This is a genomic window from Lysinibacillus parviboronicapiens (assembly GCF_003049605.2).
Taxonomy (GTDB): domain Bacteria; phylum Bacillota; class Bacilli; order Bacillales_A; family Planococcaceae; genus Lysinibacillus; species Lysinibacillus parviboronicapiens.
On the sequence record NZ_CP073713.1, the window covers coordinates 805,499 to 826,609 of the forward strand.

The 21,111-nt window shown below is 39.0% G+C and carries 17 protein-coding genes; 11 read left to right on the top strand and 6 right to left on the bottom strand.

All coding sequences use genetic code 11. The annotated features are described in order from the left end of the window. Nucleotides 1–182: 182 nt before the first annotated feature. A complete protein-coding gene (locus tag C9J31_RS03845) occupies nt 183–509 on the bottom strand; it encodes an AzlD domain-containing protein (protein ID WP_054768181.1) in 327 nt (108 codons plus the stop codon). Then, on the bottom strand, nt 506–1,237 hold the full coding sequence (locus tag C9J31_RS03850) for an AzlC family ABC transporter permease (RefSeq protein WP_107947338.1): 732 nt from the start codon (nt 1,235–1,237) through the stop codon (nt 506–508). Before C9J31_RS03850 ends, C9J31_RS03845 begins: the two co-directional genes overlap by 4 nt. A 131-nt stretch (nt 1,238–1,368) precedes the next feature. Here C9J31_RS03850 and C9J31_RS03855 point away from each other — a divergent pair, with 131 nt between their 5' ends. The 8 genes from C9J31_RS03855 (at nt 1,369) to C9J31_RS03890 (ending at nt 14,509) form a co-directional block, all read left to right on the top strand. Next, nucleotides 1,369–1,920 carry a helix-turn-helix domain-containing protein gene (locus tag C9J31_RS03855; RefSeq protein WP_054768180.1) on the top strand — a complete coding sequence of 184 codons (552 nt, stop codon included), beginning with the start codon at nt 1,369–1,371 and terminating at the stop codon, nt 1,918–1,920. Nucleotides 1,921–1,931: 11 nt separating this feature from the next. After that, a complete protein-coding gene (locus C9J31_RS03860) occupies nt 1,932–2,555 on the top strand; it encodes a TVP38/TMEM64 family protein (RefSeq protein WP_107947337.1) in 624 nt (207 codons plus the stop codon). A gap of 169 nt (nt 2,556–2,724) precedes the next feature. Beyond that, a complete protein-coding gene (addB, locus tag C9J31_RS03865; protein WP_107947335.1) occupies nt 2,725–6,234 on the top strand; it encodes a helicase-exonuclease AddAB subunit AddB in 3,510 nt (1,169 codons plus the stop codon). 1 nt (nt 6,235) lies between these two features. Continuing rightward, nucleotides 6,236–9,949, top strand: coding sequence for a helicase-exonuclease AddAB subunit AddA (gene addA, locus C9J31_RS03870; protein ID WP_107947333.1), 3,714 nt, complete (start codon nt 6,236–6,238; stop codon nt 9,947–9,949). Nucleotides 9,950–10,054: 105 nt separating this feature from the next. Further along, entirely contained in the window at nt 10,055–11,224 is a 1,170-nt protein-coding gene (locus tag C9J31_RS03875) for a DUF418 domain-containing protein (protein WP_107947331.1), read from the top strand. Between the two features lie 108 nt (nt 11,225–11,332). Next, nucleotides 11,333–12,235 carry a fumarylacetoacetate hydrolase family protein gene (locus C9J31_RS03880; protein ID WP_107925303.1) on the top strand — a complete coding sequence of 301 codons (903 nt, stop codon included), beginning with the start codon at nt 11,333–11,335 and terminating at the stop codon, nt 12,233–12,235. A 135-nt stretch (nt 12,236–12,370) separates the two neighbouring features. Continuing rightward, on the top strand, nt 12,371–12,739 hold the full coding sequence (locus C9J31_RS03885) for a YisL family protein (RefSeq protein WP_054768179.1): 369 nt from the start codon (nt 12,371–12,373) through the stop codon (nt 12,737–12,739). A gap of 300 nt (nt 12,740–13,039) precedes the next feature. Then, nucleotides 13,040–14,509: an alpha-amylase family glycosyl hydrolase gene (locus tag C9J31_RS03890; RefSeq protein WP_107947330.1), complete on the top strand. Its 1,470-nt coding sequence runs from the start codon at nt 13,040–13,042 to the stop codon at nt 14,507–14,509. A 53-nt stretch (nt 14,510–14,562) separates the two neighbouring features. Here the strand turns inward: C9J31_RS03890 and C9J31_RS03895 are convergent, their stop codons facing one another. Together C9J31_RS03895 and C9J31_RS03900 are read right to left on the bottom strand one after the other, a co-directional pair. Then, the gene (locus tag C9J31_RS03895; protein WP_107947328.1) at nt 14,563–15,420 is read right to left on the bottom strand and encodes a DegV family protein; all 858 of its coding nucleotides are present in this window, start codon (nt 15,418–15,420) and stop codon (nt 14,563–14,565) included. Nucleotides 15,421–15,501: 81 nt separating this feature from the next. Beyond that, nucleotides 15,502–16,311 (bottom strand): Cof-type HAD-IIB family hydrolase, encoded by an 810-nt coding sequence (locus C9J31_RS03900; protein ID WP_107947327.1) that lies wholly within the window; start codon nt 16,309–16,311, stop codon nt 15,502–15,504. Between the two features lie 124 nt (nt 16,312–16,435). On the opposite strand from C9J31_RS03900, the gene C9J31_RS03905 reads away from it, so the two are divergent. Next, the gene (locus tag C9J31_RS03905; protein ID WP_107925306.1) at nt 16,436–17,200 is read left to right on the top strand and encodes a prolyl oligopeptidase family serine peptidase; all 765 of its coding nucleotides are present in this window, start codon (nt 16,436–16,438) and stop codon (nt 17,198–17,200) included. Between the two features lie 53 nt (nt 17,201–17,253). Then, a complete protein-coding gene (locus C9J31_RS03910; RefSeq protein ID WP_054768177.1) occupies nt 17,254–17,562 on the top strand; it encodes a metal-sulfur cluster assembly factor in 309 nt (102 codons plus the stop codon). 103 nt (nt 17,563–17,665) lie between these two features. On the opposite strand, the gene C9J31_RS03915 is transcribed toward C9J31_RS03910, so the two are convergent. Then, complete coding sequence (locus C9J31_RS03915) at nt 17,666–18,352, bottom strand: Crp/Fnr family transcriptional regulator (protein ID WP_107925333.1); 687 nt, start codon at nt 18,350–18,352, stop codon at nt 17,666–17,668. Nucleotides 18,353–18,620: 268 nt separating this feature from the next. On the opposite strand from C9J31_RS03915, the gene C9J31_RS03920 reads away from it, so the two are divergent. Beyond that, nucleotides 18,621–20,747 (top strand): ATP-dependent Clp protease ATP-binding subunit, encoded by a 2,127-nt coding sequence (locus tag C9J31_RS03920; RefSeq protein ID WP_107925307.1) that lies wholly within the window; start codon nt 18,621–18,623, stop codon nt 20,745–20,747. A gap of 59 nt (nt 20,748–20,806) precedes the next feature. Here the strand turns inward: C9J31_RS03920 and C9J31_RS03925 are convergent, their stop codons facing one another. Then, nucleotides 20,807–21,001, bottom strand: a complete 195-nt coding sequence (locus C9J31_RS03925) for a YjzD family protein (protein WP_054768176.1) — start codon at nt 20,999–21,001, stop codon at nt 20,807–20,809. Nucleotides 21,002–21,111 lie beyond the last annotated feature (110 nt).

The following is a 21,111-nucleotide window of genomic DNA, read 5'->3' on the forward strand; positions in this document are numbered from 1 at the left end:
GTGAGACCTTTGAGCGAGCACGTAGAGGAACGAAGGCTAAAAGCGTCACGTCTTGTGATCATGCCTTCGTCACCAACATCCTGTTGCCCAGGCTCATTGGACGCGCAAGGAAAGCGCACAGCCGGAATGGTGATGAGCCAAATAAAAGGTACTTGGCAGACAAAAATCTGCTAAGTACCTTTTTACATGAAGAATCGTACCATCGCCATAATCATTACTCCGGCAACTACTGTAATGGACAAGCTTTTTGTAACAAGAGCAATAATAAGTGTGGGCACAAATGTAATAAAGACGGGCCAATCAAGTGTTACAAAGCTTGTGCTTTCTGTGTCCAATAAATTTTCGAAAACAAGGGCACTTAAAATACAAACAGGAATAAAGCTAAGCCACTTTAATACTACATCTGGCAACTTTACACTGCGTACAAACATAAATGGCACAATACGGGGTAGCCAAGTCACAAGCGCACATCCGATAATAAGCCACACCATGGAAGCTGTTGTTGTCATTTATCTGTCACCACCCCAATTGTTGCTACAATGACTGTTGCTAGAAGTACTGCTACATGAGAAGGTACTATATAAGATAAACCATACATACTAACAGCCATATATCCAATTAATATTAAGTAATGCATAATCTTGTTTTTGTTGACACTACTAAGCTGTAGCACAAGTAAAGCAACAAACATGGCAATCAATGCAAAGTCTAAGCCCCATTTCTCTGGATTTGCTACCCATTGCCCTAAAAAAGCGCCAGCTACACAGGACAAAATCCAGAATAAATAGGCGGTAATATTTAGTCCATCCATCCATTTTCCATATAATTTGCCGCTTTGCATTCGTTTCGTGACAGCCACACCAAATGTTTCATCCGTTAATAATGTACCGAATCCAACATTTCGTAGCATAGAATAACGAGTAAAATGAGGGGCTAAAGTTAAACTCATTAATAAATGACGTAAATTTACCACAAATATGGTTACAATGATGGCAGAAGCAGGACTACTAGTTAACAGCAGTGCACAAAATATGAATTGTGCAGAGCCTGCATAAACGAGTATGGTTAATAGTGCGATTTCAAGAACAGACAAGCCTGAAGCGGAACCTACAACCCCGAAAGCAAGTCCTATACTAATATAACCGAGTAAGGTGGGAATACAATCCTTAACTCCTTGTAAAAAGCTGTTGTCTGTTGGGGTGGTAGACTTATCATGAAATTCTGTTGTACTTGTCATAAATAGATCATCCTTTCAAAAAAATCCATGTATACTAATAGTGTAAAGTTGCAATAGTTAGATAGTTCAGATATGTCTATTAAAGTATACATATGTCTTATAAAATAAACAATAGGAAATGGTGAGTTAAGTTGGAACAAATGAGTCGAAATTTAGCATTTCAACTAAAAAAAATACGGCAACAAAGAAGTTTGAGCCTAGACGATGTTGCCAAAGCAACGGGGGTTAGTAAGGCACAGCTTGCCCAAATTGAAAAAGGTGAATCCAATCCAACTGTATCAACTATTTGGAAAATTGCTGCAGGCTTACGGATTTCATTTTCTTCTCTATTACAACCTCCAACTGCCCATTTTATGAAATTTAGTAGTAAGGATGCGCCACATGTCGATGAGGACGAGGGGCGCTATCGCGTGTACTCCATTATACCTTACGACCCAGAGCGCGGCTGGGAGTTCTACAAGATTGAAATGGAACCGGGAGCGTTCAGTAGGAGTGAGGCGCACACAGAAGGGGTAGAGGAAACAGTAACCGTTATCCAAGGACAAGCTGTTATTTCTGCTGGAGAAATGCATGAACAATTAGTAGAAGGGGATACACTGGTATTCTCGGGGCATCAACTACACGAATATAAAAATACGTCGGAAGAACTGACAATTTTACATTTAATTTTGCAATACAAATAGAGGTGTCTATATTGAATGAATGGTTTACTATAGAAAATATTGAGCATGTTGCAGCCGAATATCGAACGTTTGGTCCGCTGATTGGTTTGTTATTGCCCTTTATAGAGGCATTCTTACCTTTTTTACCATTGGTCGTATTTGTTGTAGCAAATGCAAGTGCGTTTGGCTTATGGTTTGGTTTTTTATTGTCATGGCTTGGCTCAGCGGCTGGCTCGTATGTAGTTTTTTTGCTCGTCCGTCATTTTGGTAAGCATCCAAAGCTCCGTTTTGTAACGGGCAGTAAAAAGGTGGAAAAACTGATTAAATGGGTAGATATGAATGGAATTAGCCCGTTGTTTGTATTGCTGTGTTTTCCTTTTACACCTTCCGTCATTGTCAATATAGTAGCAGGACTATCTCACATTCATAAAAAGTTTTATTTAGTAGTGCTGTTAGCAGGTAAATTTGTCATGATTTTAGGAATGAGCGTGCTCGGCTATGATTTAAAATCGTTACTGACAAGTCCAGTACGACTAATAATAGCTGGTCTAGCGATTGTCGTGCTATGGTGGATTGGTAAGCTGATTGAGAAGCGATTGAATGCTCGAGTAGAAAGAGATTTGAAGCAAATGCGAAAATTGCCGAAAAATGAATAACGATGTAAGTTGAATATGCACATCTAGCCCCTTGTATCATGTAAAATGGTAGAAGGGACTTTTTTAATTTTAATAATATAGCCTTAGGTGATGACACGAACATTGATGTGACAGCTACATTAACACCAAGGCATCATGAATATTTATCATAAAGCAGGGGGAAAAGTGAATGACATTGCGTATTGTTTCAGGACGTGCTGGTACAGGAAAATCAGCGTTTATTCATCAGGAAATTGTTGAGCAATTAAATACAGATCCGTTAGGATATCCGATTTTTATTATTGTACCTGACCAAATGTCTTATTCAACGGAGTATGAGCTCACGAATAAGCATGGCTTGCAGGGTCTAATTCGTGCGCAGGTTATGACGTTTAAACGTTTGGCATGGCTTGTCCTGCAGGAAACAGGTGGTATTGCTCGTAAAGAAGTAAACGGCTATGGCTATCGGATGCTCATTCGCAAATTACTTGAGGAGCAAAAAAGCGAATTCTCGTTATTTCGACAAGCTGCTGGCAAGAGGGGCTTTACTGAAGAAATTGAAACATTATTACGTGAATTTAGCCGCTATAGTGTGAATAGTACGGTATTGTCTGAGGTAACAGCATCTTTGAAGGCCGTTGACGCACCAAACACATTACAGGCAAAAACCAATGACCTACAGATAGTATTACAGGCTTTAGAAGATCGACTTGGCACAACTTATGTCGATAGTGAGGGTTATTATCCGATTTTAACGGAACAACTGAAACATTCAGAGACTATGAATCAAGCAACGATCTATATAGATGGCTTTACGGCATTTACGGTACGAGAGTTAGAGCTTGTGAAAGAACTGCTAAAGGTGACGAAGCACGTAACCGTAGTGCTACCTTTTGAGCATGTAGAGGAAGCTAAAGATGAGCAGGCACTATTCAATGAAGCAGCGTCGACGAATCAGCGCCTAATTGATATTGCGCAAGACGAAGGGATTGAGGTTGAAGCGCCATTGCATTTTATCAAAACGCGTCGTTTCCAATCCGAAGATTTGCGTCATATAGAAGCAGAATTTACAGAAATGGTGCCACAGGCAAAAAAAACAAGTGGAGATGTAATGGTATTAGAGGCTTCAAATCGACGTGCTGAAATCCACGCCATTGCCCGGGAAATAACAAAGTTGACAAGGCAAGACGGCTACCGATATCAGGACATTGTGCTACTCTATCGCCAGGCAGATGTATATGACCCACTGATTTCAACAATTTTCCAGCAATATGACATTCCGATCTTTACGAATACTAAAAAAACGATGTTACATCATCCGTTGATTGAATTTAGTCGTTCAGCTTTAGAAGTTTTTACATCTAATTGGAAGTATGAACCTATTTTTCGTAGTGTGAAAACAGATCTGTTTTTCCCGTTACATGCTGAGCGAAGTGTGTGGCGAGAACGTGCTGATCGTTTAGAGAATTACTGTTTGGCACAGGGAATTTATGGAGAACGTTGGTTTGAAGAATCTCGCTGGTTCTATAAAAAATATCGAGGTCTTGAGTTTCATTCGCGCACGCAAACCGACGAAGAACGTGCGATGCAGGCAGAAATCGAGGCAATTCGTGATGGTATACGACAACCATTAAAAGTTTTTCATGACAAGCTTATACGAGCGAAAACCGGAAGAGATGTAGCGACGGCACTATTTGAGCTGATTGAAGAAGTACAAGTATATGACAAGCTCCAGTCTATGAAAGACAGAGAGTTAGATAGAGGTGATGCACTCGCTGCAAGTGAGCACAATCAAGCCTGGAACGAATGGGTCGCAGTTTTGGATCAGTTTGTTTACATGTTTGGCGAACAGGAGATGTCTGTAGAGGAAGCAGCAAAAATTTTAGATGAAGGTTTTGATACATTAGAATTTTCTCGTATCCCTCCAACACTTGATGAAGTAATGGTGGCAACAGTCGATTTAGCTCGATTATCTGACATAAAAATTGCTTTTGTTCTCGGCATGAATGATGGTATTTATCCAACAAGATTAGATTATGAAGGATTGCTCTCTGATACCGAACGAGAATGGTTCACTCAGATTGGCTATGAACTTGCACCTACTTCAAAAAACCGATTATTACAGGAGAATTTTTTATTATATCGAGCATTGACAACACCTTCTAACAAGCTATATATGACATATCCAACGGCAGATGAAGAAGGTAAGGCATTATTAGCATCGTTGTATATCAAAAAAATTATTGGAAATGACAAAACAGCAGGTTTATTAAGTGGCGTAATGGTCCAACGTGTCGTTATAGATCCGATTGAATTATTAGACGACAACGTGCTGCCCTATTTACGTCATCCACGTACAGCGTTAGCACATTTAATGGTGCAACTACGTCAAACGGAACATAGCCGTGAGCTTGCTCCAGAATGGCTAGCTTTACAGAAATTCTATGAGCTAGATCCTTATTGGTCATTAATATTAGGCAGGGTTATGCATCCAATCTCACATAAGAATGAAGCACAACCATTAGAAACTTATATTACCAAAGAGTTATACGGTAAACAATTAACATCAAGTGTATCGCGTGTGGAGAAATACTTCCGCTGTCCATTTTCACATTTCACAACGTACGGCTTGCGGTTAGAAGAACGAGCTGAGTACCGATTAGAAACATTTGCAATGGGCGATTTATTTCATGAGGCATTAAAATGGATAACAGAGGAGACACATCGTCAACAGCTTTCATGGATTCGATTGTCAAAACAGCAAATTCAGCAGCTAGCAAGACAGGCTGTTGAGCAAATTGTACCAGTATTCTCACATCAAATTTTATTATCTAGTGCGCGTTATCGTTACATTCAGCGTAAACTTATCCGCATTGTGGAGCGCACAATGACCGCACTAACTCAACATGCCAATGTCTCCCATTTTAAACCGATTGCCATCGAAGCATCATTCGGACCAGGGCAACACGAGCAACTACCTGCGCTTGAAATTGATTTAACAGGTGGAAAGAAAATGTTTATGCGAGGACGCATTGATAGGGTTGACAGTGCTTCATTTGATAATCGCTCCTATTTACGAATTGTCGATTATAAGTCATCGAGTCGTGATTTAGATTTAAACGAGGTGTATCATGGGCTGTCCTTGCAAGTATTGACATATCTAGATGTGGCGATGGAAAATGCCTCGTACTGGCTACAAGGAGATGCTGAACCAGCAGGCGTCTTATATGTCCATGTCCACAATCCGATGTTAAAGCTTGATAAGGATTTGAGCCATAGTGAAATTGAGGAAGATCGTTTAAAGCAATACAAGATGAAGGGCCTTTTAACCGAAAATCCAGAGGCGATTTTATCCATGGACGAGCAACTTGAGGAAGCAAGTGGACATTCACAAATTATTCCAGTCTATATGAAAAAAGATGGTACCCCATCGGAATCACAATCGCGTATTGTGCCTGTGAATGATATGAAAAATATACAGCATTTTGTACGTCGTAAGCATCAAGAGGCAGGAAATGGAATTTTAGCGGGTGATACGGCAATCAGTCCGTATAAATTAAAAACGAAAACGGCCTGTGATTATTGTCAATTTGCATCTGTTTGTCAATTTGATCCGTCTGATGGCAAGCAAAGTTATCGGCAGTTACCGCAGGCAAAGCCGATAGAGGTGGTAGAGAAAATTCGGAAGGAGTTGAATTAACATGGTGCAGCAAATACCAGTGAAACCAGACAATGTCACTTGGACTGACGATCAATGGAAGGCGATTTATGCAAGTGGGCAGGATACACTTGTGTCAGCGGCAGCTGGTTCTGGGAAAACAGCGGTACTTATTAATCGCATGATTGAAAAGGTCGTAGCGAATGACAATCCTATCAATGTTGATGAGCTATTAGTCGTGACGTTTACAAATGCTTCTGCTGCTGAAATGCGTCATCGAATGGCGGAGGCGCTAGAAAAGGCGATTGCAGAAAATCCAACGTCACAACATTTACGAAGACAGTTAAGCCTTGTTAATAAGGCACAAATTTCAACTTTACATTCCTTTTGTTTAGCCATAGTCAAACAATACGCCTACATGCTAGATATTGATCCGGGCTTCCGTATTGCCAATGAGGCAGAGGTAGCATTACTACGAGATGACATTTTGGCAGAGGTGTTAGAAGCTGCATACGATGTTGAAGACGAATCTCAAATCCATGCTATCTATCGCCTTGTCGATAGTTTTACATCAGATCGTGATGATCAGGCCATTGAAACACTCATGAGCAAGCTTTATGATACTTCTCGTGTTCATGCTGAGCCACAAAAATGGCTACGTAGTCTACCGAAGGCATATGAACTTGCAGATGATGTCACAATTGATGATTTAGAGTTATCAAAATATGTAAAATTAACAGTGAAGCATAGCCTTGAGGAAGCTTTTGTTTTAATTTCTGAAATGCGTGCTATTACATTACAGCCAGAAGGCCCTGCACCTTATGCTGAAACCGCAGAAATTGATTTTGCTATGATTCAAGAAGGAATTCGTATAAGTCGTGAAGGAACGTGGCAGGAATTATTTGATTTCTTTTCAACTGTGAAGTGGTCAACATTAAAGCGGGTGGCGAAGGATGCTTTAGTGGATGTTGATTTACAAGAACTTGCCAAGAAAAAGCGTGATGCTGCCAAAAAAATTATTAATAAGCTTAAAGAAACATACTTTGTACGCACACCTGCACGTTTGCTTGAAGAAATACGGCTCATGGCCCCTACCATTGCCACATTGGTCGAATTGACAAATGTGTTTAGTGAGCAATTCCGTCTAGCAAAATTAGAGAGGGGCATTATTGATTTCTCTGACTTAGAGCATTTTGCATTACAAATACTAACTGAAAATATAGATGGTAAACTACAACCGTCTCCAGTTGCATTAGATTTGAAAAAACGTTTTAAAGAAGTACTTGTCGATGAATATCAAGATACAAATATGTTACAAGAAACAATCTTACAGCTCGTGAAAACTGGCGACGAGCTGGACGGTAATCTTTTTATGGTTGGTGACGTTAAACAGAGTATTTACCGCTTCCGCCTTGCAGAGCCAAAGCTCTTTATGAGGAAATATGGGGAGTTTATTGAGCATCCTGAGGTGACCGGCATGCGCATTGATTTGAATGCGAATTTTCGTAGTCGTAAGGAAGTGCTGAACGCAACAAATTTTGTTTTTGCTCAAATTATGGGAGTTCGTGTTGGTGAAATACATTATGATGAAAACGCTTCGTTAAAGCCTGCAGCGCCATATGATGCAAAGGAAGTCCCTGTTGAATTGGTCGTTTTACATCCACCTATTGAAGAGGCAAGCGATGACGAAGCAGAGGATATAGTCAACGAAGCATTTGAACTAGAAGAACTAAAAAAATCACAGTATGAAGCCCGCTTTATTATTGAACGTATCCAGCAAATGATGGAAGAAGGCACAACTGTATACGACACAAAAACACAGACAGAACGACCGTTAAAATATAGTGATATTGTTATTTTAATGCGTTCGATGACTTGGTCAACAGATTTAGTGGAGGAATTTAAGCTCGCTGGAATTCCCCTTTATGCAGAATCATCAAAGGGCTATTTTGATGCGCTTGAGGTCATGATTGTACTCAACACTTTGAAGATAGTAGATAACCCCTATCAAGATATTCCATTAGTCTCAGTCCTACGTGCCCCGTTCGTGGGCTTATCTGAAAATGAGCTGGCAAAAATCCGTTTAGCAGAGCCCAAAGCGCCTTTTTATGATGCATTGAGACAGTTCATTCGTAGCGAAGGTTATGGCGTACAATCTACTACGTTTGAAAAGCTGCAACGTTTTATGTTGGCATTTGAGAATTGGCGTGATTTAGCACGTCGTGGTTCGCTGTCCGATTTAATTTGGAAGATTTACTTAGATACGCATTATTATGAAATGGTTGGGGCCATGCCTAATGGCAAACAGCGTCAAGCAAATTTACGTGTCTTACATGATCGTGCATTAATGTATGAGAAAACGGCATTTCGTGGGTTATTCCGCTTTCTACGTTTTATTGACCGTATGCGCACACGCGGAGATGATTTAGGAACAGCGAAATCTATAGGTGAAAAGGATGATGTTGTGCGCCTTGTGACAATTCACTCATCCAAAGGGCTAGAGTTCCCTGTCGTTTTTGTCGCTGGTATGGGCCGTCCATTTAATAAAATGGATTTTCACAATCCCTATTTATTTGACCAAGATTTTGGACTTGCTGTGAAAGCGATTGATCCAGATGATCGTATTACTTATACCTCATTGCCCTTTTTAGCGATGAAAGAGAAGAAAGAGCTTGAAATGCGTGCTGAAGAAATGCGTGTGCTGTATGTAGCGATGACACGTGCTAAGGAACGACTGATTTTAGTTGGCTCCGTAAAAAATTGGGAGAAAACGCTCGATAAGTGGCAGGATGCACAAAGTTTGCCCATAGATGCACCATTACAGGAATATCTACGTGCTCGTGCAAATAGTTATTTTGATTGGTTAGGACCAGCAGTGGCAAGACATGCGGATTTTGGGCCACTCTCGACAATGATCTATAAAGAGCGAGAGGACGCTTCACGTTGGTGGGTACGAGCGATCGAAACAAGCTCTTATATGTATGAGACATTCGCTTTAGAAGATGAAGTTCAGCAAATGTTAGAAACATCAGAGGATACAGCATTGTTTGCAGAAATTTCAACTCGTTTCCAGGCACAGTACCCGTACCAAAAATCTACAAAAAAACACTCAAAAACATCTGTTAGTGAAATTAAACGTTTAGAAAATTTACAACGTCAACAAGAGCCCGAGTATTTTTTTACAGTACCAAACAAGCAACAGTCTGCGCTAGCACCTAGACCAACTTTTTTACAGGAAAAACAGATGACTGGTGCTGAAATTGGAACAGCTGTTCACACTGTCATGCAGCATGTGCCACAGTATGGTTTTACGCATTTACAGGAGGTCGAAAGCTTTGTTGCTGATTTAGTGGTAAGACAACTCTTAACTGAGGCAGAGGCTAAGGTCGTCCCGTCTGCGAAAATTTTGAATTTCTTTTCAACAGCCATTGGCCAACGTTTTAAAAATGCGAAGCAAATACGTAGAGAAATGCCGTTCACGATTAGTCGCTTGGATGAAGACGGTGATGCGCAAATCGTCCAAGGGATTATCGATTGCCTGTTTGAGGATGCAAATGGCGAATGGGTATTACTTGATTATAAAACAGATCGTATTCAATCTCATTTTGCAGAGGAACCAGCATTATCGAAGGAACTATTAGGGCGTTATGGTGTGCAATTACGTGTCTATAGTGAAGCTGTTGAATCTATCTTGCATATAAATGTGGGCGACAAAGTATTGTACTTATTCGACAATGAAAGGGCATTACACGTATAAGGCAACCTTACCATGAGAAAAACAGTCCTTACTAAAAAGTAATGGGCTGTTTTTTCACTATGGAGTAATATTAAGGGAAGTGTATAGGAAAGAGGAGGCAATTTTGTGGATTTAAAACCAACAATGTTGCAGGAACGTATCGCAACATTAGATATTTTACGTGGGATAAGCTTACTAGGTATTTTACTCGTCAATATGTATGCTTTTTATTTGCCGATGCCATATATAGATTTGGCGTCTTGGTTTACGACACCATCTGATATGGTTTGGCAGCAAAATTTAGATATTTACGTTCAGAGTAGCTTTTACCCATTGTTTGCCATGTTATTTGGCTATGGTCTAGCCATGCAGTGGCAAAAAGCACAAAGTCGTGAGCAAAACTTTTATGGCACTGGCTTACGCCGATTAGTTGTATTATTTATGTTTGGCTTTGTACATGCAGTACTTATTTGGTGGGGCGATATATTAATGACCTATGCGTTTTGTGGCGTCTTTTTGCTATTATTACTTCGTCTACATCCAATTTGGTTATTGTCTATAGGAATAATTATTAATGGTTTCATGCATGTTTTTATGCTGTTTATAGTAGGCTATATTAACTTCAATTCGCAAATTGATACGTATTTAAACATTACTGCGGTAGAAAAAGCGATAACGGCATATGGAGCAGGTAACTGGCTAGATGCCTTTATGCAACGTTTATCAGACCTATCAGAACAGGCTGGGGTTGGTATGTGGATTGCTTCATTATTCACCATCTTACCGTATATGCTTATTGGTGCGGCGGCTTCTAAATGGCGTTTAGTGGAGCGAGCGAAGGAGTTAAAATGGCTGTGGGTGGCGTTAGCGGTAGTAGGATTAGTGATGGGGATTTTTATGAAGAGTATACCTGTTCTAAATACACGTACGTATTTACTGGAATACATCAAGGTTTATATGGGTGGGCCGATTTTATCGGTCGGTTATATCGGACTTATTGTCTTACTTTGCATGATTCCACTTGTACCAAAGATGCTTAGTCCATTTGCAAAAATTGGTCGCATGTCGTTAACTATGTACATATTACAATCCATTATTGGGACATGCTTATTTTATCAATTTGGGTTTGGCTGGTATGGAAAAGTCAGTGTCGCAACAGGTGTGTTAATCGCCATCAGCATAATTGTTGTACAAATGGTTTTAGCTGAGGTTTGGCTTTCCAAATGGAAGCAGGGCCCGTTAGAAGCAATTTGGCGTAAATTAACGTATAAAGTGAAGCCGGGGGACACCCATTAGTTACCAAATAGCTGGAGTTTTTACGCAGTAATAAAATGTTATCGCAAAATTAAGGTAATTTAGGTCATATTGTTGTATCATGTAGAAAAAAGAAGGAGCTCTTAAATCATGAAAATTTTATCATTCAAATTAGGTGGACATGTAAGTTTTGGACCGAAAGTAAAAAAAGAAGAAGCAGTATGGGATGTACTCGCTATTCAAAATGAACTTCAAGTTCTCCCTTCTTTTTCAAATTCAATTGTTGATGGCATTGCTCTAGGCTTTGATTTTGTTGAACAGATTCGTAAATTAGTAGAAGCAGCTGAAAAATCACAACGCGCAGAAAGCTTCAAACGTGAATTTACAGTGATTGAATGGCTATCGCCAATTCCACGTACACCAAAAAATATAATGTGTATCGGTAAAAATTATAATGAGCATGCAAAAGAAATGGGCGCAGAAGCAGCTCCAACAGATCTAATGGTATTTACAAAATCACCAACTGCTATCGCTGCGGATGGTCAAACGATATCAATTCATGCAGACCTTTCATCAAAAATGGACTATGAAGGGGAACTGGCAGTCGTTATTGGTAAACGTGGAAAAAATATTCCTAAAAATTTAGCTTACGATTACGTGTTTGGCTACACCATCGCAAACGATATTACAGCACGTGATTTGCAAGATAAACACAAGCAATACTTCTTAGGCAAAAGCTTGGATGGGACATGCCCACTAGGACCATACCTTGTCACAAAAGATGAAATTCCGAACCCTCAAGATTTAACTGTCGTAACAAAAGTTAATGATGAGGTTCGCCAAAACGGTACAACACAAGATATGATGTTCTCTGTAGAAAATTTAGTATCCATCCTATCTCAGCACGTAACATTAGAGCCTGGTGATGTTATATTAACAGGAACGCCAGCAGGGGTTGGAAAAGGCATGAACCCACCACAATTTTTAAAAGCGGGTGATACTGTGAAAGTATCTATCCAAGGAATTGGTACATTAGTGAACCACTTCGAATAATTGTTGAAATCCGTGTGAGCCTATGCTCCGCGGATTTTTTTAGTATATTTGGTGAACGCAATTGTAATAATTGAAACCATTTCCACCTCATGATAGGATAGAGTTTGATAGAAAAAGAATGAGGTGGGGACACGAATGGATTTTTTAACAAATACAACACATTTACACATTACGACGTGGGTAGTCGGTATCGTAATCTTTTTCATTGCAGCGCTTAATGGCAAGCAATCGAAAGGCTTACATATGGTATTACGATTATTTTACATTTTAATCATCATTTCTGGCGGTGCATTATTTATCCATACAATGGGTTACGGACAAGGTATGTTATACGGCTTCAAATTCATCGCTGGTATTTTAGTCATCGGTATGATGGAAATGGTATTAGTTCGCCAAAAGAAAAACAAACCAACTGGCATGTTCTGGGGATTATTTGCGGTATTTTTATTCGTAACATTGTTCTTAGGGTTCAAATTACCAATGAACATCAATTTCCTTGCATAAGTGCTCGTAAAGGTCGTGAAGTTTTTGCTTCACGGCTTTTTAGTGTGTAAAAGAAACTATACGGTAAGGTGACAAGCTTAAACGTAGGTTACAGGTGGGGGAAGCGTTGAGTAACCCAATAGAGCGCAGTTAACCGTCCTTTGTTGTTTATGCTCACGTTTGCATGCGAAAATAACTCAAGTTGACACCTTTTTGCCGTAATTCATTTTTCAATTTGGGAAAATATTTTGAAATGATAGCGACGGTACAGTTTTATTTGGTAAAATGACGATGGATTGGTTTGAAAGAGAGGGAATAAAAGTGAAATTTAAGAAGTGGATAAGTGCGACAGCTGCATCGCTTTTACTGGCGACTTCATTCTTAGGAACACCAGCAGTGGCACATGCAGAAGAAGGACCAGCAAGAACGATTGCACAAGAAAGCATCTATGATTTACTCGTTGACCGTTTCTTTAATGGTTCGGGCACTAACGATATTGATACAAATACGCAAGACCCTTCGAAATTTGCAGGAGGGGACTTCACTGGGCTACAAGATAAATTAAAATTTATCGGAGAGATGGGGTATACAATCGTCTCCATTGGGTCGATTTTCACTACTGAAACGTATGATGGCTCGATGCCAACAAGCTATACAACGTTAGAAGAGCATTTTGGGACAGCAGAAGAATTCCAAAGTGTAATTGAGGCCTATAAAGCGAAGAACATGTCAATCATGGTTGATTTTCCACTCAACAATGTGAGTCCAAATCATGAGTGGGCGAAGGACGTGGCAAAACAGGACTGGATTGCCTCTACCAATAATGGACAAGTACAATGGGATTTAACCAACAAAGATGTACAAAATGCGCTAATTGAGGCTGCAACTGAATTTGCCTCTACATATAATATTGGTGGTATTCGTTTAACAAATATTGCTGATGCAGATACTCAATTTATCAATGCGCTAATAGAGGCTTTAAAAGGCACGAAAGAATCATTTTATGTAATAGCAAATGAAGAAAGTGATGCAAATTTTGATACGAATTTCTCCCCTGCAACAGCAGATATTTACCGCAATATCTTTAAAAATGTGGATATGGATTCTTCAAAGCTAATGGAGCCCTTATCAGGCGAGAAACCAACGCAGATTATGATTGATTCTCTTCAAACACATCGTTTTACATTTGATTCTGCGAATGAAAATATGTTCCCACCAACCCGATTAAAGATGGCGTTGGGTGCATTATTTATGTTACCTGGAGTACCAGTTGTACAGTACGGTTCAGAGATTGCGATGAATGGAGAAGCAAAACCAGATACACATCAACTTTACAATTTCAAAACAGATGAAGAGTTGATTGATTACGTAAAAAACGTGCAATCTTTAAGAAATCAATCTGCAACATTACGTAATGGCGATTTTGAGGTTATTACAAATGAAGATGGTCTACTTGTATTTACAAGAACATCGGATGAAGAGCAATGGGTCATCATGGTAAATAATACAAGTAAAACTCAACGCGTTGATTTAACACCCGATCAGTTAGGTGAAGGTAAAATGTTAAATGGTATTTTGCAAGAAGAAAAAGTTCGCATTAATGAAAAAGGCGTATATCCTGTTATTTTAGACCGAGAAATCGTAGAAATTTATCAGGTTAGAGAAGACAAAGGATTAAATGTTCCATACATGGTGGCGCTTGGATTAGTGTGGTTACTATTTATAGGATTTGTAGTAGTTATCATTAAACGAGGTAAAAAACGTCGCATGGAACAAGACGCTACAAAATAACAAATAAAAATCCCTCCAATTGCCTTTTGGGCGAACATGGAGGGATTAATAAATTATGCTTGGTAACTTTTATTGGTAAAGAAAATAGCAATTGTACCCGGGCCGACATGCGAGCCGATGACTGAACCAATCATCGTAATTTGAACTGCTTTTGGCGCGAAGCGGTCCTGGATGGCTGCTTTTACTTCGTTTGCAAAGACAGGGTCATCACTATGACTAATGCCGACAATTTTATCGGAAAAAATACCACCGCGTTCTTGCATCAATTCTAACATACGTGCAATGGCCTTTTTACGGCCACGTGATTTTTCAATTGGTACAAGCTTGCCGTCTTCAACATTTAATATTGGCTTAATGCTAAGGAGCCCACCAAGAAATGCACTAGTCTTAGATACACGGCCACCTTTTGCAAGATAGTCTAAATCTTCTACTGTAAATAGGTGCTCCATCTGTGAAGCAAGAGCAGTTAATTTTGTTTCAAGTTCCTGCAATGAGGCACCCGTATTACGAAGTTGAACCGCTTCTTCAATCACTAAACCGTGGCCAAAGGAAGCACATTTAGAATCAATGATTGTCAGTTTCAGCGATGGATATTGTTCAAGTACTTGATTGCGAATCATCATAGCCGTACCATATGTACCTGATAATTCCGATGAAAAGGCGATATAAATGCCTTCTTCGTCGTTTTGTGCTAGTTCTTCGAAATGTTTAAGGAAGAGCTCTGGTGACACTTGTGACGTTTTTGGGTGGGCACCTTGTCGAATAGCATCGTAAATTTCCTTACAATCAATCGCAATGACGTCATCGTACTCGCTGTCATTTAAATGCACGCGTAATGGAAGGAGTACGACATCATTCTCTTCATAGTAAGACTTCGGTAAATCACATCCACTATCAGTAAAAATTTTCATTATCTTGTCCCCCTAAATAAACTGTCTTCCTCCAAATTTAAACTGTAAAAATTGGAAAGTCAATTTGAACTTACTACTTAATTATGATAATTTCAAGCGTTCAATGAGTATTTTAGCAATACCATCTTCGTTATTAGTCGTTGTAATTTCATTGGCAATATTTTTTAAAGACGCAATACCGTTGCCCATAGCTACACCGATACCTGCAAAATCAATCATTTCTAAATCATTGTCTTCATCACCAAAAGCAATAATGCGCTCACGTGGGATGCCTAAATCTTTCGCAACATGTGAGATTCCTACGGCTTTATTTAAACCACGACGGACAATCTCAATAATGTGTAGTGGTGCACCCCAACGACGATGTTCGATAACTTCTGCATGAACTGCTTGTAAATGGTCACGGATAATCATGGAATTGACTTCATTTGCTTGTATCAGTAAACTTGTTGGATTTTCCTGCAAATGAGTTGATAAATCACCTAATGTAATTGTGGGATTGCCCATGTTAAAAATATTTAAAATCCGATCGTCCTCTGTATGGACATAAATATCATCGATTACCTCAGCAATAATATTTTCATATTCATAACTATTGACTGAATCGACGACATCTCGCACAACGCCTAAATCAATTGGTGTATGCATCGTTTGCCAAGCAGTATTTTTTGGATGGTGAACGTAAGCACCATTAAAATTAACAATGGGCGTTGTTAGACCGAGCTCATGATAATAAATATCGCTAGCACGATAAGGACGACCTGTGGCAATCATCACCTGATGTCCTTGTTCTTTTGCCTGCAATAATGTTTTTTTAGTTTTCGCTGAAATTTGTTGTTGGTCCGTTAATAACGTCCCGTCTAAATCTAAAACAATTAAATGCGGTTTCATAGCATGTTGCCCCTTTCCTATATGTTAGAATAGTATCTCTTTGTCATCAACTCGTCAAAATTTTGTCATGTAGAAAAAAGTTTGCTAACATAAAAAGAAGAGACAAAAGTTGGGAGTGACAAAGATGTTTACAGAGAGAGAAGTGTGGGGAAGTATTCCGTTATTACATATACATACAGACGATATGAATGAAGAAACCCCAGTCGTGATTTTCTTACACGGTTTTATGAGTGCGAAAGAACATAATCTACATTATGCATATCAGTTAGTCAATAAAGGGGTGCGTGTCCTATTACCAGATGCGAAATTACATGGTGATCGAAGTGAAGACTTAACAGAAATGCAAATGAATTCACACTTTTGGGATATTGTCTTAAATTCTATTCACGAAGTCGAACAATTATATAATGAGCTAAAGAATAAACAACTATTAGTAAATGATAAAATCGGTGTGGCTGGGACTTCGATGGGTGGAATTGTTACTGCAGGTTGCTTAAAGCTTTATGATTGGATTCAAACCGCTGCAATATGTATGGGTGCACCTTGTTTTATAGAATTAGGCGCTTATCAATTACAGCAGTTTGCAGAAAGTGGTTTAAATTGGCCGATGTCAGACGAAGAAGTTCGAAAAACAAATGAACTTTTAGCGAAATATGATATAAGCTTAACACCAGAAAAATTTGCACAACGCCCGATATTCTTCTGGCATGGTAAAAAAGATAAAACTGTGCCATTTAAAGATACGTATACGTTCTATTTAAAATTACGAGCGTATTATGAAAAAAATCCTGAAGATTTGAATTTCTTCGTCGATAATCAGGCTGGTCATGCCGTGACACGTGAAGGCATGTTAGCATCGACTGAATGGCTTGCGCAGCATTTGGCATAATAAGTAGCATCTGCTATGATGAAGTTAACACTGTGATGGAAGGAGAAATACAGATGGATCAAGATATGAAAGACAGCATGTTAGGTGCATTAGAAAATGTAATTGACCCTGAGCTGGGTATTGATATTGTCAACTTAGGATTAGTATATGATGTTGAATTAGATGATGAGGGCTTAGCAACAGTCACAATGACGCTAACATCAATGGGATGCCCACTTGGCCCAGTTATTGTTGACCAAGTAAAAACAGCATTAAGTGAACTACCAGAAGTGAAAAGTACAAATGTTAACATTGTGTGGAATCCACCTTGGTCAAAAGACAAGATGTCCCGATACGCGAAATTGGCATTAGGTGTACGTTAAGTAAACTTTAGCACAAGGCGTATGTCGCTAGTACAAAATAGAGTACAGTAAAAACAAATTCCCACTTGCACAAAATGCAGGTGGGAATTTGTTATATATCGGATTAATCGATACGGCAAATTTGTAATGGACAACTTTCACAGGCGATTTCATCTTTTAGAAATTGTAGATCATGAATTGTAATATAGCCTTTTTCAAAGGATAAAATATTATGCTTTTTTAAATCATTGAGCATGCGATTTATCATTTCTCTACTTGTTGCGCATAGACTAGCAATTTCTGAATTTGTTAATGGAAAATCGATAAAAATCGTACCACTTTCTAAAACCTTGCCATAGGTGTTAGATAAACGAATTAACGTTGAAAATAAAGCACCTTTCTTACCATTCAACACTAGATCACGCAAACGGCTTTGATGTTTTAAATTTTCAGTTTGTAGCCACTTTAAGTACTCAACCATTAAAGACGGTTGCTCCAATAATAACTGCTCCAACGATTTACGGCTAAGGACGTATAACGTAGAGGGCTCTAATACTTTTGCAGTCATGGCGTGATAAGTTAGGTTACAAAATAATGAACCTTCCCCGATAATACTATCAGGACCACAAATTCGTACGGTTAATTCTTTTCCACTTTCAGTTTCCTGACTAATCGAAATGGCACCAGTTTTAATATAATATATTTCTTTTGCACGTTCGCCTTCTAAAAAAATTTTACTTTCCTTATTCACTTTTATAAAAACGCCGTGTTTTTGAAAAAGAGCATGAATTTTTTCTTGATTATCATCCATTAGTACCATAAAAACACATCTCTTTCTATTTGTAATAAGTGACCGTATTACAAAAGAATGGTGATTAATCATTCCGATATATTAAAACAACGAAACATAACCTCATTATAACGTAATCTATCCTGTGTAAGGGAAAAAAATTTAGAGCTTATTTTTTGCTAGGTCTTGTCGGTTGTTGTAAAATTAAGTTAGTCAAAAAAGGTCAAACATTTTTCTCTGAAATTGTGGATGCAATTATGCCAAAGATATTTGAAAAGGAGTGCTAACGATGCAATTTCAACAAACAGATAATAAAAAACCATTAGAGCAATTTGGACGTAATTTAGTGGAAGAAGTAAAAAACGGCAAAATGGATCCAGTTATTGGCCGTGATGAAGAAATTCGCAATGTTATTCGTATTTTAACGCGAAAAACTAAAAATAACCCAGTATTAATTGGTGAACCCGGTGTCGGTAAAACGGCAATTGTAGAAGGGTTGGCTCAGCGCATTGTGAAAGGCGATGTACCAGAGGGGTTAAAAGAATGTGTATTGTATGAGCTAGATATGAGTGCATTAATAGCAGGGGCAAGTTATCGTGGACAATTTGAAGAACGATTAAAAGGTGTATTAAAAGAAGTAAAAGAATCACAAGGGCGTATTATTTTATTTATCGATGAAATTCATACGATTGTTGGTGCAGGAAAAACAGACGGTGCAATGGATGCAGGAAATATGTTAAAGCCGATGCTCGCTCGAGGTGAATTACATTGTATCGGTGCCACAACGTTAGACGAATACCGTATGTATATTGAAAAAGACCCGGCTTTAGAACGTCGTTTCCAACAAGTGCTTGTGCGCGAACCATCCATTGAAGATACTGTATCTATTTTACGCGGCTTAAAAGAGCGCTTTGAGTTACATCATGCGGTACGTATCCATGACCGTGCAATTGTGGCGGCAGCGCAGCTTTCAAATCGCTATATTACAGAGCGCTTCCTTCCTGATAAAGCAATTGATTTAATAGACGAGGCTTGTGCGATGATTCGTACAGAAATCGATTCCATGCCACAAGAATTAGATGCAGTGACACGACGTATTATGCAACTTGAAATTGAAGAGCAAGCATTACGAAAAGAAAAAGATGAGGCAAGCAAAAAAAGACTGGAACAATTACGCGATGAGTTAGCTAAATTAAAAGAATCCTCTGAAGGTATGCGCAAGCAATGGGAAGCAGAAAAAGAGGCGCTCCATGGCATTCAGAAAAAACGTGAAATACTCGACAAATACCGTCGTGATTTAGATGAAGCTGAAAGTAAATATGATTTAAATAAAGCGGCAGAATTACGTCACGGTAAAATCCCGACCCTTGAAAAAGAAATTCAAGAAATGGAAAAACAATTAGAAGAGGGGACGGAAGTACGCATTTTGCGCGAGGAAGTAACGGCGGATGAAATCGCATCTATCGTGTCTCGTTGGACAGGTATACCTGTTACAAAATTAGTGGAAGGTGAGCGTGAGAAATTACTGCGTTTAAAAGATACGCTACATGAACGGGTTGTAGGGCAGGAGACAGCTGTTCAACTTGTGACGGAAGCGGTATGGCGTGCTCGTGCAGGCATTAAAGACCCTCATCGTCCGATTGGTAGCTTCTTATTCCTAGGACCAACTGGTGTTGGTAAAACTGAGCTAGCAAAGGCACTAGCGGCACAGTTATTTGATTCAGAGGAGCATTTTATCCGTATTGATATGAGTGAATATATGGAAAAACATAGCGTATCACGCCTTGTTGGTGCACCTCCAGGTTATGTTGGCTATGAAGAAGGTGGACAATTAACAGAGGCTGTTCGCCGTAATCCATATTCAGTTGTATTACTGGATGAAATTGAGAAGGCTCATCCGGACGTAGCCAATATATTACTGCAAATTTTAGATGATGGTCGCATTACGGATAGTCAAGGTCGAATGGTCAACTTTACAAATACAGTCGTGATTTTGACTTCTAATATCGGTTCTAGTTATTTAATGGAGGCAAAAAAAGATGATGCAGCAATTGAGGACTTAGTTATGACAGCGCTGCGTCAACATTTTAAACCAGAGTTATTAAATCGTATGGATGATATTATCCTGTTTCATGCTTTATCTGATGAACATTTCACAGCCATTGCTTGGAAATACGTAGAACAGCTTGTCAAACGGGTAGCGGAACAGGAAATTACATTAGCAGTAGAAAAAGACGTCATTGCTTGGGTTGTAGAACAAGGTGCAGATGCACAATTTGGTGCACGACCATTAAAACGTTTCGTGCAACGTTATATTGAAACAGCTGTGGCAAAGGAATTATTACGTGGGGAAGTATTACCTGGAGACACATTGCATGTGAAAATACGTGATGGTCACTGCGTAGTTGAAAAATAATAGAAAAAAAGAAAAAAACCTGTTTCGCTTGAGGCGATACAGGTTTTTTAAGGATTTGATTAATGATGGTCTGCAGCGTCTGGCGTTGGCTCGTTTGGAATGATTGCACCAATTACGAAAATTAGTACTGAGAACACAACTGAAATGATAGCACCTGTTTGGAAATCAAATGGTACACCAAGTACAGAACTTACTACATAGTTTAACATTGAAACTAGTAGGAATGACCATACAAATGTAACGATATATTGCATTAATTTCACCTCAACCGAACTTTTTAAAAGCATAAGTTTTACTACATATACATTATCATATCATAACATAAGACGAAAAAAAAAGAACCTTTTACGATAAAGTGGACATT

Excerpts from the sequence above, each read along its gene's own strand:
- C9J31_RS03895 (WP_107947328.1), bottom strand. The coding sequence starts at position 15,420 with ATGAAAATTTTTACTGATAGTGGATGTGATTTACCGAAGTCTTACTAT.
- C9J31_RS03850 (WP_107947338.1), bottom strand. The coding sequence starts at position 1,237 with ATGACAAGTACAACAGAATTTCATGATAAGTCTACCACCCCAACAGAC.
- C9J31_RS03880 (WP_107925303.1), top strand. The coding sequence starts at position 11,333 with ATGAAAATTTTATCATTCAAATTAGGTGGACATGTAAGTTTTGGACCG.
- addB (WP_107947335.1), top strand. The coding sequence starts at position 2,725 with ATGACATTGCGTATTGTTTCAGGACGTGCTGGTACAGGAAAATCAGCG.
- C9J31_RS03920 (WP_107925307.1), top strand. The coding sequence starts at position 18,621 with ATGCAATTTCAACAAACAGATAATAAAAAACCATTAGAGCAATTTGGA.
- C9J31_RS03905 (WP_107925306.1), top strand. The coding sequence starts at position 16,436 with ATGTTTACAGAGAGAGAAGTGTGGGGAAGTATTCCGTTATTACATATA.
- C9J31_RS03925 (WP_054768176.1), bottom strand. The coding sequence starts at position 21,001 with ATGCAATATATCGTTACATTTGTATGGTCATTCCTACTAGTTTCAATG.
- C9J31_RS03885 (WP_054768179.1), top strand. The coding sequence starts at position 12,371 with ATGGATTTTTTAACAAATACAACACATTTACACATTACGACGTGGGTA.
- C9J31_RS03915 (WP_107925333.1), bottom strand. The coding sequence starts at position 18,352 with ATGGATGATAATCAAGAAAAAATTCATGCTCTTTTTCAAAAACACGGC.
- C9J31_RS03910 (WP_054768177.1), top strand. The coding sequence starts at position 17,254 with ATGGATCAAGATATGAAAGACAGCATGTTAGGTGCATTAGAAAATGTA.
- addA (WP_107947333.1), top strand. The coding sequence starts at position 6,236 with ATGGTGCAGCAAATACCAGTGAAACCAGACAATGTCACTTGGACTGAC.
- C9J31_RS03845 (WP_054768181.1), bottom strand. The coding sequence starts at position 509 with ATGACAACAACAGCTTCCATGGTGTGGCTTATTATCGGATGTGCGCTT.
- C9J31_RS03900 (WP_107947327.1), bottom strand. The coding sequence starts at position 16,311 with ATGAAACCGCATTTAATTGTTTTAGATTTAGACGGGACGTTATTAACG.